Source organism: Hwanghaeella sp. LZ110, assembly GCF_048892525.1.
In the GTDB taxonomy this organism is placed as follows: Bacteria; Pseudomonadota; Alphaproteobacteria; order UBA8366; family Aestuariispiraceae; genus Pacificispira.
The window spans coordinates 105,849-122,543 of the sequence record NZ_JBLZHT010000006.1 but is presented as its reverse complement, the minus strand read 5'-3'; the positions used below and the strand labels follow the sequence as shown (position 1 = coordinate 122,543).

General features: G+C 55.4%; 13 protein-coding genes. 9 read left to right on the top strand and 4 right to left on the bottom strand.

The window, feature by feature from the left end; all coding sequences use genetic code 11:
• Positions 1–5 precede the first annotated feature (5 nt).
• Both ACOSDM_RS13685 and ACOSDM_RS13680 read left to right on the top strand, forming a co-directional pair.
• Complete coding sequence (locus ACOSDM_RS13685) at positions 6–689, top strand: HAD-IA family hydrolase (RefSeq protein WP_420725099.1); 684 nt, start codon at positions 6–8, stop codon at positions 687–689.
• Positions 689–3,691: an AsmA family protein gene (locus ACOSDM_RS13680; protein ID WP_420725098.1), complete on the top strand. Its 3,003-nt coding sequence runs from the start codon at positions 689–691 to the stop codon at positions 3,689–3,691. The genes ACOSDM_RS13685 and ACOSDM_RS13680 overlap by 1 nt, the downstream gene beginning before the upstream one ends.
• Positions 3,692–3,703: 12 nt before the next feature.
• Here the strand turns inward: ACOSDM_RS13680 and ACOSDM_RS13675 are convergent, their stop codons facing one another.
• Positions 3,704–5,149, bottom strand: coding sequence for a sensor domain-containing diguanylate cyclase (locus ACOSDM_RS13675; RefSeq protein WP_420725097.1), 1,446 nt, complete (start codon positions 5,147–5,149; stop codon positions 3,704–3,706).
• 153 nt (positions 5,150–5,302) lie between these two features.
• Between ACOSDM_RS13675 and ACOSDM_RS13670 the strand changes: the two genes are divergently transcribed.
• The gene (locus ACOSDM_RS13670; RefSeq protein WP_420725096.1) at positions 5,303–6,028 is read left to right on the top strand and encodes an ATP12 family chaperone protein; all 726 of its coding nucleotides are present in this window, start codon (positions 5,303–5,305) and stop codon (positions 6,026–6,028) included.
• Positions 6,029–6,095: 67 nt separating this feature from the next.
• Here the strand turns inward: ACOSDM_RS13670 and ACOSDM_RS13665 are convergent, their stop codons facing one another.
• Both ACOSDM_RS13665 and ACOSDM_RS13660 read right to left on the bottom strand, forming a co-directional pair.
• Complete coding sequence (locus tag ACOSDM_RS13665) at positions 6,096–6,716, bottom strand: HD domain-containing protein (RefSeq protein ID WP_420725095.1); 621 nt, start codon at positions 6,714–6,716, stop codon at positions 6,096–6,098.
• Between the two features lie 41 nt (positions 6,717–6,757).
• On the bottom strand, positions 6,758–7,891 hold the full coding sequence (locus tag ACOSDM_RS13660) for a TauD/TfdA family dioxygenase (protein WP_420725094.1): 1,134 nt from the start codon (positions 7,889–7,891) through the stop codon (positions 6,758–6,760).
• A gap of 98 nt (positions 7,892–7,989) precedes the next feature.
• On the opposite strand from ACOSDM_RS13660, the gene ACOSDM_RS13655 reads away from it, so the two are divergent.
• From ACOSDM_RS13655 to ACOSDM_RS13630, 6 genes are all read left to right on the top strand, one after another.
• Positions 7,990–8,904 (top strand): LysR family transcriptional regulator, encoded by a 915-nt coding sequence (locus tag ACOSDM_RS13655; RefSeq protein WP_420725093.1) that lies wholly within the window; start codon positions 7,990–7,992, stop codon positions 8,902–8,904.
• 91 nt (positions 8,905–8,995) lie between these two features.
• Positions 8,996–10,528, top strand: a complete 1,533-nt coding sequence (locus tag ACOSDM_RS13650; RefSeq protein WP_420725092.1) for an acyl-CoA carboxylase subunit beta — start codon at positions 8,996–8,998, stop codon at positions 10,526–10,528.
• 410 nt (positions 10,529–10,938) lie between these two features.
• The gene (locus tag ACOSDM_RS13645) at positions 10,939–11,274 is read left to right on the top strand and encodes a GIY-YIG nuclease family protein (RefSeq protein WP_420725254.1); all 336 of its coding nucleotides are present in this window, start codon (positions 10,939–10,941) and stop codon (positions 11,272–11,274) included.
• A gap of 237 nt (positions 11,275–11,511) precedes the next feature.
• Positions 11,512–13,521 carry a biotin carboxylase N-terminal domain-containing protein gene (locus tag ACOSDM_RS13640; RefSeq protein ID WP_420725091.1) on the top strand — a complete coding sequence of 670 codons (2,010 nt, stop codon included), beginning with the start codon at positions 11,512–11,514 and terminating at the stop codon, positions 13,519–13,521.
• A gap of 55 nt (positions 13,522–13,576) precedes the next feature.
• Positions 13,577–14,794, top strand: a complete 1,218-nt coding sequence (locus tag ACOSDM_RS13635) for an MFS transporter (RefSeq protein ID WP_420725090.1) — start codon at positions 13,577–13,579, stop codon at positions 14,792–14,794.
• A 23-nt stretch (positions 14,795–14,817) separates the two neighbouring features.
• Positions 14,818–15,648, top strand: a complete 831-nt coding sequence (locus ACOSDM_RS13630; protein ID WP_420725089.1) for a sulfite exporter TauE/SafE family protein — start codon at positions 14,818–14,820, stop codon at positions 15,646–15,648.
• A 37-nt stretch (positions 15,649–15,685) separates the two neighbouring features.
• Here the strand turns inward: ACOSDM_RS13630 and ACOSDM_RS13625 are convergent, their stop codons facing one another.
• On the bottom strand, positions 15,686–16,522 hold the full coding sequence (locus ACOSDM_RS13625) for a trypsin-like serine peptidase (protein WP_420725088.1): 837 nt from the start codon (positions 16,520–16,522) through the stop codon (positions 15,686–15,688).
• Positions 16,523–16,695: the final 173 nt, after the last annotated feature.

Genomic DNA, 16,695 nt, shown 5'->3' with positions numbered 1-16,695 from the left:
GACCAATGAGTGAGCCGACACCCCGCCTGATCGTTTTTGATTGCGACGGAACCCTGGTTGATAGCGGGCATATCATTGTCGATACCATGACCCTGGTTTGGCAAGGGGCGGGATTGGTCCCGCCGACGCCCGACCAGATACGCCATCAGATCGGGACATCTCTGGATCACGCGATCGGGGCCCTGCATCCGGATGGGGACCCCGAAATTCTACAGCAATTGACTTTGGCCTGCCGCAAGGCCTTTGTCAGTGATCGCGCGGCTGGAAAGTATGAAGAACCGCTCTATGATTGCTGTAGTGGTGTCTTAGAGGCGCTGTCCGAGGTTGATCATTATGTTCTGGGTGTTGCGACCGGCAAGGGGCGACGCGGCCTGAACCACACTTTGCAGCGTCACGGCATTGCGCATCATTTCAGCATTCTGAAGACAAGTGAGGACGGACCCGGCAAGCCGCACCCCGAAATCTTAATAAATGCAATGGCGGAAATGGGCGTTTCCCCATGGCAAACCGTTGTGATTGGCGATACCATCTTTGATGTGACGATGGCGGTGCGCGCCGGGGCCAAGGCAATCGGCGTTTCCTGGGGGTATCATGCCCCGGAGATGCTGAAAGAGGCCGGGGCCAGTGTGATTGCCAATCACTTTGCTGAGTTGCCCGGCTTAATTGAAAACCTATGGAGCACGGAATAATGCGACGTTTTATTAAAATTCTTGGCGGATTTCTGGCGGTTCTGGTCGTCGTATCGGTCGGCGCAATCGTCTATATCCTGAATATTGATTTGAATGATTGGAAACCTGAAATCCAAAGCGCCGTCAAGGATGCGACCGGCCGCACATTGGTGATTGAGGGGCCGATTGAATTCGAATTGGGCACCGATACCCGGTTGAAGGCGACGGGCATTGCGCTCAGTAACGCCGATTGGGGGTCTCGCCCAAATATGGTGGAAGTGGATTCTGTTGAGGTCAGCCTGAAGCTGTTCTCTCTGTTGGGATCCACCCCGGATATCACGCTGGCCCATGTGGATGGCGTCCGTGCGATACTCGAAAAGAATGAACAAGGCGTCAGCAATACGCAGTTTCAGACGGCGGGCGCCAGCGACGCTGACATGAAATCCGATGCGGGTGAAAGCCATAGCGGTGGCGGATATAGTGGTGGTGGCGATCTGGTGTTACCGATTCTGCGCGACGTTCGCATTGCGGATGTCGAAGTGGTCATGAAAGACCCGGCCCTGGGTCCGGACCGGGTGTTTACCCTGACGGAACTAACCTTGGGCAGCCAATCGGAAACCGATCCATTGAAGCTTAATCTGGATGCCGCTTTTGATGATCTGGATCTGGTCATGTCTGGCGAAATGGGCTCCTTGCAAACAATGACGGATTCCGGTCAGCCAACGCCGATTGATTTTGTCGGTAATCTGGCGGGAATCGACGTCGCAATTCAGGGCCAGATTCAAGATCTGGCCGGGCAGGAAGGCATTGATGTTAAGGTATCTGCCTTGGGGCAAGAATTGGCTAATGTCGCCCAGATTGCGGGTATCGATGTGCCGCGGCTGGGTGGTTTCAAGGTTGATGCAACGCTGAAAGGCGACGGGGATAACCTGTCAGTCAACCCGCTTGTGGTTGATATGGGATCTCCCGATGTCATCCATGTGACGGTGAATGGGACAATTGAAAACGCGGTCGCGACCGAAGGTGTCGATCTGGCCGTTATGGTAAAAAGCAATCAGGTGGGCAATCTGTCACCCATTGCGCAGAAGTTTTCCGGTCAGAAAGTCCCGGCTTTGGGTCCATTGGATGTTTCATTGAATGTGCGCGGTGATTTGGCAGATGAACTGTCCGTCGAAGACCTATCGCTCAATCTTGGCACCCAGGAGATGGTCACGCTTGCCGTTAGCGGTGGTATCAAGGATATCATGAAGCAGAATGGCATCGCGTTGGATATTACGGCCGATTCACCGGAGCTTGGAAATCTGTCTCCAATTGCTAAGGAATTCTCTGGTCAAAGCATTCCCAACATGGGTCCGATGTCGATGACGGCGAAAGTCAATGGCGGCATGGAGGCTGGCCTGGGTCTGACAGATTTGGCGGTGGACTTTGGCAAGCCTGAAACCATTCAGGTTCAGGTCAATGGCGGTATAGAGGATTTGTTGGCGCAAAAGGGAGTTGATCTGTCGGTTAAGGCCGTGTCACCGGAAGTTGGCAATCTGTCTCCGTTGGTTAAGGCATTCTCCAATGCATCCGTTCCCGCATTGGGCCCGCTGAATTTGAATTTGAAGGTTGCAGGCGATGCACAGGATGTGCTGACGCTCAGCCAGCTTGACCTTAACCTTGGCACGGAAAAAACGCTGCTGGTCGAAGCCAAGGGCACGGTGACCGATTTAGTCAAACTGTCAGGGGCGGATGTCGCGTTTAAGGTGATCTCCCCCAATCTGTCGGTCCTGTCTGATCTGGCCCCGGGCATTCCACCGATTGGGCCGGTTGATGTGTCGGGCAGTTTGAAGGGGGATAATGGCAAGCCCATAACCCTGGACCCCTTCACAGCGAAAATTGGAGGCAGCGATATAGCTGGGACCGCGACCATTGATGCGACAGGCGACGTCCCCAGCATTGTGGCGCGGCTGTCTTCAACCCGGTTCGACATCAATGATGTCAATCCACCCGCCAAGGGGGGTGCCTCGAAGGCCTCAACATCTGGCGGAACAACGGGCGGGGGCACCTCTAGCGCTTCGTCTGATGGGCGCTTGATCCCGAATGATCCGCTGCCGTTGGATGTGATGAAGTCTGTGAATGCGGATATCGAATACAAGGCAGCAACCTTCGTTGCAGCGGTTGCGGAACTGACCGATTTTGAAATCAAAATCGTGCTTGAGGATGGCAAGCTGGATGTCAGCCCGTTTAAAGCGGGTGTCGGCGCAGGCACCCTGGATGGTGCGCTCTCGCTGGATGGCAGCCAGGACAACCCATCTGTCTCTGTGTCCATAGAGGGTAAGAAAATGGGTCTGGAGTCGCTGTTGGCCGGGGCCGGTATGCGGGACAAGATCGTTGGACCTTTGGATGTGAATATCGATTTGAAAGGGGCCGGGGCCTCGCCGCGTGCCATTGCAGGCTCTCTGACAGGCAATACCCTGGTCAGCCTGTATGACAGTCGCGTCTTGAAGAAGGCTTTTGAGGATGCGATGGGCGATACTCTGGCAGGTTTATTGGCGACCGAGAATGGCTGGGTCGTGATGGATTGCACCGTGTTGGACTATGATCTGAAAGATGGCCTGATGGAAACCAAGGCGGGTTATACAGCCTCTGGTCCAATCACAGTCATTACAGAAGGTAATATCAACCTTAAGACGGAAGAGCTGAACCTGACTGCAAAGCCTGCTGGTGGGGGTGGTTTGACCAGTGTTCCATTGTCAATTACAGGGACCTTTGCCAATCCATCCGTTATTCCGGATCCAAAGGCGATTGGTTTGGGAATTGTTACGGGCCTGTTGACGGGCGGTATTGCACCCGCCCTGCTGGCAGTGGTTGGTGACCTTCCGGCGGATCATCCGTGTAAGAAAGAGGTCGAGGAAAGCAAAGAACAGGTTGAGAATGCCCCAGCGCAGCAACAGTCTGCCCCGGCCGATGTTCTCAAGGATCCTGGCAAGGCCATCGAAGAAGGTGTTGGCGGTGCGCTGAAAGGCCTGTTTGGTAACTAAAGCGGGCTCTGGTTAGTTTGGGGTGGGCGTGGCTGCACGAACGCAGTTACGCCCATCATGCTTGGCCTTGTACAGCGCCCGATCTGCACGATCCACCAATGCCTCTGGCTGTTCGTTTCCAGACAATGTGGCAACACCGAAGCTGGCTGTTTGTTTCAGGGCCTTCAAGGTGTTGACGGGTGTGCTTTCGCTGAGTTTCCGGCGCAGTGAATCGGCGGCTTCAAGGGCGGCTTCCTGAGAGCAGTTTTCCATTAGGAGTACAAATTCCTCACCCCCCCATCGGGCCAGGATATCCGATGTGCGGACGGAGGCTTTCAGCAGGTTTGCAGAAGACTTCAGCACCTCATCCCCGGTCAGATGCCCGTGGCGATCATTGATCAGTTTAAAATGATCCAGGTCGATAATGATAATTGACAGCGGCTGTTTAGTCCGTTTGGCTCGTTCGACGGCGTGGCGCAAGGCAATGTCAAAAACCTGGCGATTGTTCAGCCCCGTCAGGGGGTCTGTCGTCGCCATTTCTTCCAATCGGTTTTGGAACCGCGCAATCGCCAGGAATATGGCCAGCCCCGTTACAAGAATCGCAACCAGGCCAATAATGACATTTAAGGTGATGCCGCGCCCCGCCGCTTTTGTGGCGTCCGACTCGCTTTGTTCCACCATCAGGATCCATTCAAGCTCTGGAATATAGCGCGTGTTCAGCAAAATTGTTTCGTCGTCCCGCTGAAACTCAAAGTTTTCTCCAGGATTTTTCAGGATGGTATTGGCAATGTCGCTTATGCCCGGAATGGCGGTGATGCTCTTTTTATAGCTGATCTCTCGATTGGGATGCAGTGTGACATTGCCGGTTTGATCAATGAAATAGACGGTGCGGCTGAAATCACTGCGATAGCGGTTAATAATCTGCCCCATCGTGTCCAGATCCATGCCGACACCGGTCACACCAATGAAACGGTTCTGGTAGTCATAAACACGATAATTAATGAAGATTGTGGTTTTGTCGTCTTGCTGTTGATTGGGGTCGACGTTGATTTCATAATCCGATGTCATCCCCCGTACCCGAAAGAACCATTCATCGCGGGGATCGTTTTCATCGACTGCTTTGGTAACGCCACTAAAGTGGTAATAGTGCCTGGAAAATTCAGAAACGAAAAAAGCAGTGAAAAATCCATATTTCGACCGCACCGACTCCAGATAGCGTGTAACAGCCTCGGGGTCTGTCTCGCCGGACAAAATCCAATCCCGCAAAAAAGTGTCATTGGCCATTTGCGAGGAAATAAAGATCGGCTGGACCAGGTCGGCCTGAATTTCAGAATAGATCGTATCGCCCGTCAGCGGCAGCTCTGTCTCTACAACGCTCTGTTTCAGGGCATCCCGGGTTACGTGATAACTGGTCGCTGTTGTGCCGATAAACGCCACTGCCAAAACCAAAGCAACAATTGAGAGCAATCGCCCTCGCATTGATCCAAATCCTATCACCCTATAAAATCCTATACCGTTTACTTAGGCGCACCTATCTGGCATGCACACAAGCGATTTCATCTGTAAGACCAAAACTCAATAATCTGACCATATGGGATAAAGTTTAAGAAAACCCAAAGATTTGGAGTAAATATGAAGCGATTTTATAAATCTGCTGCGACCGTGCAAACGGAAAGCGGGTACATGGTTAATTTGGATGGTCGCCCCGTGCGCACGCCGGCCCGCGCACCGCTTGTTTTGCCAGGTTTGGCTCTTGGGGAAGCCGTGGCGGCGGAATGGAATGCTCAGGGGGATAAAATCATCCCTGATACAATGCCCTTGATGTCTTTTGCTTCCACCGCGATTGATCGGGTTTCCGGAGCAATGGAGGCCGTTGCGGCGGAAGCGTCGGGTTTTGCGGCGTCGGACTTGCTGTGTTACCGCGCCGATCAACCAATCGAACTGGCGCAGCGTCAGGCAGACGCGTGGGATCCGCTCCTGGATTGGGCCAGGACCCGCTATGATGTCACTTTTTCAGTTACGACAGGGATCATGCCGGTTGAACAACCTGCTGAGAACAAGGCACGGTTCACCGCAGTCGCTCTGGCTTTTGATCCCCATACCCTGACAGCGTTGCATGTCATGACCACGGCCTATGGATCCTTCCTTCTGGCGCTTGCCGTGGTGGAGGGACGCCTGACAGCCCCGGAGGCCCTTGCGATCTCGCGTGTGGATGAGACATTCCAGGCTGAGTTATGGGGCACGGATGAAGAGGCGGAAAAACGGCATCAGCGATTATTGCGCGAAGTGACATCCGCGCAGCATTTCATCGAATTGCTTCGCTTAGAGCAAACCCCGAACAAACTGAATCATTTGTGACGACGTATTTTATTAAAAAACAAGTGGTTAGAGTATCCTGCCTGCGCTTATGCGAGCGCATGATGCTCTAGGCTGAGGCGGCGACCTTCGCGCTTTCAACTATCATCGGCACCTGAACCCCTGGCAGCAGAACAGTCGGATCCCAAGCCTTACGGGCGAAAACCTGACGCACCATGGGTTCAAAATGTGACAGCGGTGCACTTTTATAGCCGGGATCAAAGCAGTTTTCGTCCCAGCGCTCACAAAAAGTCACACAGGATTCATAATTCGGATCATCGATATATTTGGCGCGGCTTTCCGGGTCGGCGCCGATCTTGGCCCCATAATATTTCAACTGAAAAATGCCATGGTGTTTCAGGACCCAGGTGCATTCTTCCCGGACATAGGGGGCCAGGACAGCAGCAGCCATGGAATCATGGTTCATCGGGGACAGCGTGTCGCCCATATCGTGCAGCAGCGCCGTGACGATCCAATCAATATCCGCGCCATCGGCTTGGGCCCGTGTCGCTGATTGCAGAGAATGTTCAAAGCGGCTGATCTGATAGCCGCCCAGGGACCCGTCCAGCATTTTCAAATGGTCCAGCACGCGATCAGCCAGGCCATTGATGAATTCCTGCTCATAATGATGCAGCAGATCATAATCGGCTTGGGTGCCATCTCTCATGCGGGTGAAGGAAACCGTGCTCATCACTCTTCTCCTCAAATTACAATCGATCCCGTTTGTCGGGATTATGCAGCGGCCGTCTGGGCGTCCTGTGCCTGCCTTAGATGACGGCTTAACGTGCGATATTGGCTCTCGGGCCCATCATGGTCGATATAGCAGCCCTGAAGAAAGCGAAATCCGTCTTCGGCAAAGGCTGTCCTGCCATGCAGGGTGCGGTGATTGTCCATCATCAGGCAATCCCCCTTCTTTAACTTGAAGGAAAAGACGAAGCGGGGTTCCGCCGCAAGACGGGCCAGATGCCGACGCCCTGCATAAAAGGTTTTCAGAGTTTCCGGGTCAACGGCAGGGGCGAAATCCAGGCGGGTCGACAGGCGCAATTGGCGCAGATTGCCAAACGAATCCAATCGGATCATCGGCGCAGTCTCCCGGTCATTCACATCCTTGGACAGATATCGGAATGAAATCGGCAGGCTGCTTAGAACATCATATTCCGCAGGCGATTCTTGTTTCAGCGCGGTGCAGATCGACAATCCATCGACAATCGTACTTTCACCGCCCGTGGCGTCATTGGCCAGACAGTGCAGGAACTGAATCCCCGGCACTGACCGGCGATAGGGGTTGTCCGTGTGGGCGGTCAGCGCCAGCCCGGTATAGGCCAGATCCGTTGCCACGGCTTCAGTTCGGACATTGAACAGCCGCCCCCAATTGGTTTCGCGGATGGGGCCAAAGACCTGCGCGATATCCAACAGGCTGTCTTCCGTGCTGGGCGTGTCGCGCAACAGGGCAAATCCATATTTGAAGAATCCATCCAGAACCTGAAGCCGGGTCCAGGAGTCATGGCGGTTTTCCCAGTGCAGGGTTGGCGGCACTAGTGTGTCTATGGTCCAGGGGGTCGGTTGCGGCAGGTCGTCAGGATGGGTCTGTAACCCGGCCTCTATCATCATCCGCTCCAGCGGGTAGAAATGCCGGTGACCATCGGAAAACAGAAGGTCGACACCCTGGTCATTCGCCACCGCCTCCACAATTGCCAGGTCGATGGGCAATTGGGTTGGATCATAGAAACGCTGATAGCTGTTGTGATCAATCTGGTCTGGCGCATCGCTCAATTGCCGCAGCCATTCTGCTGTCAGGGGGATGACCTGACCCTGATGGTGCAATTCCAGAAACCCGGACTCCCAGTTCATTTGAAAACCAGCCACGGTACGCCCTTTCGCCATTATCTACTGTGGTGGAAAATTCAATAATTCGTGTCGCAAAAAAACCCATAAAATGGCAATGCCTATCATAACATAAAGTTATGAAAGAAATTCGACACAGCCTGCCTTCGTTGAATGCGCTGGCGGTCTTTGAGGCCGCCGGGCGTCTGGGTGGATTTACCAAGGCAGCAGAAGAGTTAAGGATCAGCCAGCCTGCGGTCACCCGTCATATTCGCGGGCTTGAAGACTCATTGGGTAGGCCGCTATTTGTGCGCAGTCATAACCGCATCGCCCTGACAGAGGCGGGTCTTCGACTGTGGCATGCCGTCAATACCGGGTTCGGGGATATCGCCCAGGTCGTGGAAGCATTGCGCCGACAGGATGAAGTGCGGTCCCTGACCTTTGCAACGCATTCAGGCTTTGGGCAGGAATGGCTGATGCCGCGCCTGAATGATTTGCGCGCGGATCTGGGGGGGCGCACGATCAACCTGGCGATTGTTGACAGTTCGACTGATTTTGACCGGACCGATTTTGACGTTGCGGTGCGCCATGGGCGGGGCGATTGGCCGGGTATGGAAGGCGTGCTGCTGCGCCCGGAAACCGTGCTGCCATTGATCAGTGCCGGACTGGCGGCGCAACGCCCGGAGCTTCTGGGGGCTACCCCGGAAGACCTGATGACGGAACGCCTGATCCATATGGACGAAGGGGACCGCCCCTGGATGAGCTGGGCTGTGTGGTTCCGTTTGGCCGGGGTCCATCGCACACCCCCGCCTGCAAACATTAGACTGAACAATTATCCATTGGTCATCCGGGAAATTCTGGTGGGAAATGGCGTTGGCCTGGGCTGGCGACCCCTGGTGGATGAGATGATACTGGCGGGGACGCTGGTGCCTGTTGGTCCGGAAGTGGTGCGGGAAGAATATGGCTGGTGGCTGGTCTGGCGCGACGGCGTGCGGGACCCCAGCTTTGATCAGATCCGGCGCTGGATACAGATTCAGTTAATCGACCCACCTTAAGCATTCCACCTGGCTGGGTCTTTTCGTCGCTGGTAAAGCAGAAAATGACGCGCTAAAACGGACGCCAAGGTTTAAAAACAGGGGGAAGCCCATGCAAGATATTCTTCAACGCCTTGAAGATATGCGCGAAGATGCGCGGCAAGGCGGCGGTGCCAAGCGAATTGAAGCCCAGCACAGCAAGGGAAAGCTGACCGCGCGGGAGCGGCTGGATCTGCTGCTGGATCCAGGCTCTTTTGAAGAATGGGACATGTTTGTCGAACATGATTGTACCGATTTCGGGATGCAGGATCAGAAAATCCGCGGCGATGGCGTTGTCACCGGCCATGGGCTGGTCAATGGTCGGCGGGTTTTCGTCTTTTCTCAGGATTTCACCGTGTTCGGTGGGTCCCTGTCCGCTGCCCATGCCCGCAAGATCTGTAAAATCATGGATCAAGCGATGAAGGTCGGTGTCCCGGTGATCGGCCTCAACGATTCCGGCGGCGCGCGCATTCAGGAAGGCGTTGCCTCTCTGGCGGGCTATGCCGATGTGTTTCAGCGCAATGTGATGGCGTCCGGCGTGGTGCCGCAGATTTCCATGATCATGGGCCCCTGTGCCGGGGGCGCGGTCTATTCACCCGCTATGACCGACTTTATCTTCATGGTCAAAGACTCCTCATACATGTTTGTCACCGGGCCGGAAGTGGTGAAAACCGTCACCAATGAGACCGTGACCGCTGAAGAATTGGGCGGGGCGACAAGCCATACCAGCAAATCGGGCGTTGCCGACCTGGCCTTCGAAAATGATGTGGAGGCACTGCTGCAACTGCGCCGCTTCCTGGGCTTCCTGCCGTTGAATAATAAGGAACAGCCGCCACACCGCCCGACCGACGATCCCCATGACCGGCTGGACATGTCGCTGGACACATTGGTCCCGCCCAATCCCAACAAGCCGTATGATATCAAGGAATTGATACACAAGATCGCTGATGAGGAAGATTTCTTTGAAATCCAGCCCAATAATGCAGGCAACATCGTAGTTGGCTTTGCGCGGATCGAAGGCCACCCGGTCGGCATCGTCGCCAATCAGCCCATGGTTCTGGCGGGCTGTCTGGACATTGCCAGTTCCATCAAGGCGGGTCGTTTCGTGCGCTTCTGCGATGCCTTTAACATTCCCATCGTGACCCTGGTCGATGTGCCAGGCTTCCTGCCCGGCACGGCCCAGGAATATGGCGGCATCATTAAACACGGCGCGAAGCTGCTCTATGCCTACGCCGAAGCAACGGTGCCCAAGGTCACCGTGATCACCCGCAAGGCCTATGGCGGGGCCTATGATGTGATGTCGTCCAAGCATCTGCGGGGCGATGTGAATTATGCCTGGCCGTCAGCGGAAATCGCCGTCATGGGCCCAAAGGGCGCGGTGGAAATTATCTTCCGCGGGGATCGTGATGATCCCGCGAAATTGGCGGAAAAGGAAGCGGAATACCGCGATAAATTCGCAAATCCCTTCGTGGCGGGCCAGCACGGTTTCATCGATGACGTCATCATGCCCCACAGCACACGCCGCCGCATCTCCCGCGCGCTCAGCATGCTGCGCACGAAAGACATCAAGAACCCGTGGAAAAAGCACGGCAATATTCCGCTGTAAGCCCTCCTTCGAGACGACGCTGACGCGTCTCCTCAGGATGAGAGTCGTGATGGTGGAGAAAGTTGAGAGTGCACATTGGTAAATCCCGCGTCGTGAGGGCCGCAAGTTGAACGGATGATCACGGGCCTTCCTTCGAGACGACGCTGACGCGTCTCCTCAGGATGAGAAGTGTGATGGTGGAGAAAGTTGAGAGTGCGCATTGGTAAATCCCGCGTCGTGAGGGTCGCAGGTTGAACGGATGATCACGGGCCTTCCTTCGAGACGACGCCTCTCTTTAGGATGAGAGTCGTGATGGTGGAGAGAATTGAGAGTGCACAATAGTAAATCCCTCATCCTGAGGAGCGGCAACGCCGCGTCTCGAAGGATGGGGGATGGCAGGAAAGTGAGGCAAGTTGGATTTCTGGGTCTATATGCTCCGATGCTCAGATGGAAGTTACTATGTCGGATCGGCTCGCGGGTCTTTGGATCGGCGCGTACAAGAGCATCAGCAGGGTGCCTATCCCGGATATACAACATCAAGACGCCCTGTTGCCCTTGTCTTTAGTGAGCGGTTTGTGCGTGTTGAAGATGCGATAGCTTCAGAGCAGCAGTTAAAAGGGTGGTCTCGGGCCAAGAAGGAAGCGTTGGTTTCTGGGGATTGGAAGAGGATAAGTGCTTTGGGAAAACGAGGTGCCTCGCGGGCCCTCCTTCGAGACGACGCTGACGCGTCTCCTCAGGATGAGAAGTGTGATGGTGGAGAAAAGTGAGGTTGAATAACTGTGGTCCCCTCATCCTAAGGAGCCGCAGTAAAAAAAGGGTAGTCGCTCTCTCTTTTGATACGACGCAGGAGTTTCTCCTCAGGATGAGAATGATGATGGTGGAGAGAACTGAGGGTTCACAATAGTAAATCCCTCATCCTGAGGAGCGGCAACGCCGCGTCTCGAAGGATGGGGGACGGGCACAGAGGCAGCCCAAAGGTTTAACAAAACGGGGTGTTGGTTAACATGTTTAAGAAAATCCTAATTGCCAATCGCGGGGAAATTGCCTGTCGGGTGATGCGCACGGCCCATAAGATGGGGATCGTGCCGGTCGCGGTGTATTCTGAGGCGGATGCGCAGGCGCTGCATGTGAAGACGGCCCTGGCGCTGGGTGGCGAAGCGGTGCTGGTCGGACCGGCGGCGTCTTCTGAAAGCTATCTGGTGATCGATAACATCGTTAAGGCCTGTAAGGAGACGGGCGCAGAGGCTGTGCATCCTGGCTATGGCTTCCTGTCGGAAAACAAGCGCTTTGCAGAGCGGCTGGAGAAAGAGGGCATTGCCTTCATCGGCCCGCCGGTCGGCGCGATTGAGGCGATGGGCGACAAGATCGAATCCAAGAAGCTGGCTTTGGCCGCGGGCGTCAGCACTGTGCCGGGATTCCTGGAGGCGATTACCGACCCCGAAGAGGCGGTGCGGATTTCTAACGACATCGGCTATCCGGTGATGCTGAAGGCGTCTGCCGGTGGTGGCGGTAAGGGCATGCGCCTGGCCTGGAATGATAAAGAGGCCCGGGAGGGTCTGGTATCGGCCATGAATGAAGGGCGCAGCAGCTTTGGCGACGACCGTGTCTTCATTGAAAAATTCATTGAAGAACCCCGCCATATCGAGATTCAGGTTCTGGCCGACGGTCACGGGACCTGCCTGTATCTGGGGGAGCGGGAATGTTCCATCCAGCGACGCCATCAGAAGGTGATCGAAGAAGCCCCATCCCCGTTCCTGGATGAGGCAACCCGCAAGGCGATGGGCGAACAGGCGGTCGCGCTGGCCCAACAGGTGAAATATCGCACCGCCGGGACGGTGGAATTCATCGTCGATAAGGATCGCAATTTCTATTTCCTGGAAATGAACACCCGCCTGCAGGTGGAACATCCGGTCACGGAACTGGTTACCGGCTATGATCTGGTTGAATGGATGATCCGCGTTGCCTATGGCGAGAAGCTGCCGATGAAGCAGTCTGACATCACACTGACCGGCTGGGCGATTGAGGCCCGGCTATATGCAGAAGATGCAGAGCGTGGCTTCCTGCCTTCGACAGGCCGCCTGAGCCGCTATATTGAGCCACAGGCGGTGGAAGGAAAGGTGCGGGTCGATAGCGGTTGCTATGATGGCGCTGAAATCTCCATGTTCTATGACCCGATGATCTCCAAACTGGTTGTCGGGGGCAAGGACCGGGCATCGGCCATCGCGGAAATGCGCCGGGCGATTGATGGCTATGTCGTGCGCGGCCTGAGCCATAACATGCCCTTCCTGGCCAATCTGGCGAAGCATCCCCGCTTTGCAGAGGGTCAGATCACCACCAATTTTATTGCGGAAGAATATCCAGACGGCCTGACAGAGGCACATCTGAAGCCGGATGATTCAGACCTGTTCGCGGCGATTGCAGCGGTCATTCAGGACCGGATTGAACAGCGGGAGCGGCGCATTTCTGGCCAGGAACAGGGCCGCGCGCCGGACCTGCCATCGGATTACACAGTATTTCTGGGCGATAAGGATGCGCAGGAAATCTCCCTGCATCTGGAACGGGGAGAGGATGGCGATCGCCTGACCCTGGGAGACCGAACCCTGTTCATTGAAAGCGGGTGGCGGCCGGGCATGATTATTTTCCGTGCCACGGTGGATGATGAATTGCGTCTGTTCCAGGTGGATCGGGACGGCGCTGGGTTTGTATTGAGCCATGATGGTGCGCGCATTCGGGCGCTGGTGCTGGAAGCCCGCCATGCCGGTCTGCGCCGGTTGATGCCCTACAAGCCGCCGCCAGACATGTCGAAATTCCTGCTGTCCCCCATGCCGGGCCTGTTGGTGCGGCTCAGTGTCTCACCCGGTGATGCGGTGGAGGCCGGACAGGAACTGGCGGTTGTTGAGGCGATGAAGATGGAAAATGTTCTGCGCGCCGTCAGCAATGGCACGGTCAAGACCGCCCACGCTGCCCAGGGGGATGGCCTTGCGGTGGATCAGATGATCCTGGAATTCGAATGATCTTGTCCGTGTGAGTGATTGACGGGGAACAGGCATTGGGGTCTAACCCTTTTCCATGAGCCGCGCGATCTATCTGGACAGTCGGATATGGTGCCTTGGGATTGCCGAAACCTTGGTTTGGGCAGGGATGTATTATCTTTTCCCGGCCCTGTTGGTGCATTGGGAATCCGATCTGGGGTGGTCCAAGACGGAGCTGACCCTGGCGGCAACCTGTGCCTTGCTGGTTTCTGCGGTGGTTGCGCCAAAGATCGGGGGATTGATTGATCAGGATGCAGGGCGCTGGATTCTGACAGGGTGTGCGGCTTTGGGCGGTGTGTTGCTGTTGCTGTTGACCCAGGTTGAGTCCTATCCCGTATTTTTTGTTATTTGGATCGGTATCGGTATCGCCATGGGGGGATGCCTGTACGAGCCCTGTTTCGCCTTTTTAACCCATCGTCGTGGGGCCGAAGCCAGAGGTGCGATTACGATGATCACCCTGATGGCAGGGTTTGCAGGAACGGTCTCTTTCCCGCTGTGTAACTGGATTGCAGTTTCCGTCAGTTGGCAGGCAGCGAGTGGCACGATGGCTGTTCTGATTCTGGGTATTGCGGTGCCCCTGTTCTGGTACGGCACACAACTGAGGACTGGAGATACTGCGCTTGATCATCTTGTGAATGGACCCGGCCAGAATTGGGAGGCCCTGCGCAAATCAGCGTTGCGCCAGACATTGTCACGCCCTGTATACTGGTTGCTGGCTGGCAGTTTTGCGCTTCTGGGCCTCAACCACGCCATTGTCGTTACGCATTTATTGCCCTTGTTGGATGAGCGCGGCATCTCACTGGCATCAGCAGTCTTTGCGATATCTCTGTTGGGGCCGATGCAGGTGGCTGGGCGCATTGTCATGTTGCTGACGGAACGATGGGTCGGAGTGATCGCATTATGCGGCTGTATCTTCGTCTCAATAGCGGTCGGCGGTACTTTTCTGGGTTTGGCGGCGGCAATTCCGATCCTGATCTATCTGTTCGTGCTGTTGCAGGGGGCAAGCCACGGCGTTGTTAGTATTCTGCGCCCGCTTGTAACCGCGCAGTTGCTGGGGCGCACAGGGTTCGGGGCCATTTCTGGCGCAGTGGCGGTGCCCTTTGTTGCTGCGACGGCATTGGGCCCCAGCGCGGGTAGTCTGATTTGGAGTTGGGGCGGCTATGATTTGGTCGTATGGGCCTTGATCGCTTTGGCGCTGATCGGGCTGTGTTGTTTTGGTCTGGCGGTCAGGATATCCGCCCGCCATCCGGTTTAAGTAGGTTTGAAAGGATACTGATTGTGCCGATTGAATTCGATTTCGCCTTTTTATTGCCGTTTGCCTTGGCCTTGCTGGCGACGGGGGCCTTTGCGGGTACCCTGGCCGGATTGCTGGGTGTTGGCGGTGGAATCGTGATCGTGCCCATCCTGTATATGCTGTTGCCTGCCTTTGGCGTGCCGGAGGATTTGCGCATGCATTTGGCGGTTGGGACGTCATTGGCGACAATCGTGCCGACCGGTCTGGTTTCTGCCCAGTCACACTGGAAACGGGGCGGGGTGGATGTTGACCTGTTGAAGAAGCTGGGCGCCTTTGTCGTGCTGGGCGTTGCAATTGGCATTTTCATCGGGACTCGGGCCGGTGGGGAAACCCTGAAGATCATCTTCGCCTCCGTCGCCTTGCTGGTCGCCGTGCATATGGGCCTGGGCAAGCAGGAATGGTGCCTCAGAAAATCCTTACCATCCTGGCCCGGTCGCGCCTTAATCGGCATGTTTATCGGGGGTTTCAGTGTCGTCATGGGGATTGGCGGGGGAACGCTGGGTGTGCCCACGCTCAGCCTGTTTAATGTGCCGATCCGACGGGCCGTGGGAACCGCAGCCGCACTGGGCCCGGTGATCGCATTGCCCGGCGTGATCGGTTTCATCATCAGTGGATTTGGAGAGCCTGGCCTGCCGCCTTTCAGCCTGGGTTATGCAAATCTGTTGGCCTTTGCGGTTATCGTGCCCTCAACGATCGCTTTTGCACCGCTGGGGGCAAAGCTGGCTCATACCATCTCTCCACCCCTTTTACGCCGGGCCTTCGCCGTGTTTTTGTTGATCACGGCCTGTCGCATGGCCTGGGCTGTTTTTGGGTAATCGGGCTGCGGGTGACCGGTTAATCGTCAGGCATTGATTATTCGACCGGACCCTGCCCTTCGCGGCTGTTGTCGGATGAAAAAACCGCATTCATTTCCGTATGGCGAATGGCGCGCTCCACCAGATTCAGAATGGTGTAAATTGGCACGGCGGTATTTGTGACGGTACCGTCTGTCAGCGGGACATTGGTCGCACTGTTCAAGCCAATCACCTGCAGGCCCGATTTTGTGCGGATTGCGATGGGTGCACCGGAATCGCCGCTGACAATCTCGCAACTGTGGCTTAATAATTCCCCATGCCCCAGGAATCCCAGGATACGGCAGGCATTGTCGACGGAAATTACATGGGCACGGTCCTTGGGATAGCCAGCCAAAGAGAAATACTGTTTTGTATCGATCATCTGCTTCAGGGTTTCTGCATCCAAGGCCTGAAAGCCCAGATACCCGGCTTTGCGGCCAATTGGATCTTTTAGAATCACGATCGCCCAGTCGTGTTCCATATTGGATGGATCTGCCCAAAGCTCCCCATTAAAATTGGGGGAGGGGATGATCTGAATGGCTGTTGAATGGGCAACATATTTTTCGCGCTGATAGCCTGCAACAAAGTTAATAAGCTGTGGTGCGGCATAGCGTTTTGTCGGGCGAAAATACAGGCAATGAGCGGCCGTCAGGACGATACGCTCCCCGATCAATGACCCTGTGCAATGGGACCTTGAACTGACGCCACTGATATTGACCCGTCCAACCGCGCTCCAAGGATACTGTGAGGCATCAACCACCGTGCGCGCCAGGGTCGAGGGGGCATTGGCAATCGATTCCGCATATCCGCTGCGAAAAGGCAGGCCAATGGCTAATCCAATCGCCCACAAGATCATGATCACGTGACAGTGACGAACGAACACGTGGGGTAACAGACTTGAAGAAAGACGCATATCATCAGTACCTACTGTTATCGCATTCGACTTTAGCATACTGTATGTACGTTGCGATCATATGTTTCTGACCAATTTGTTAGCACTTTTTTAGCGTTTCCTGGTTACGCTGCGAA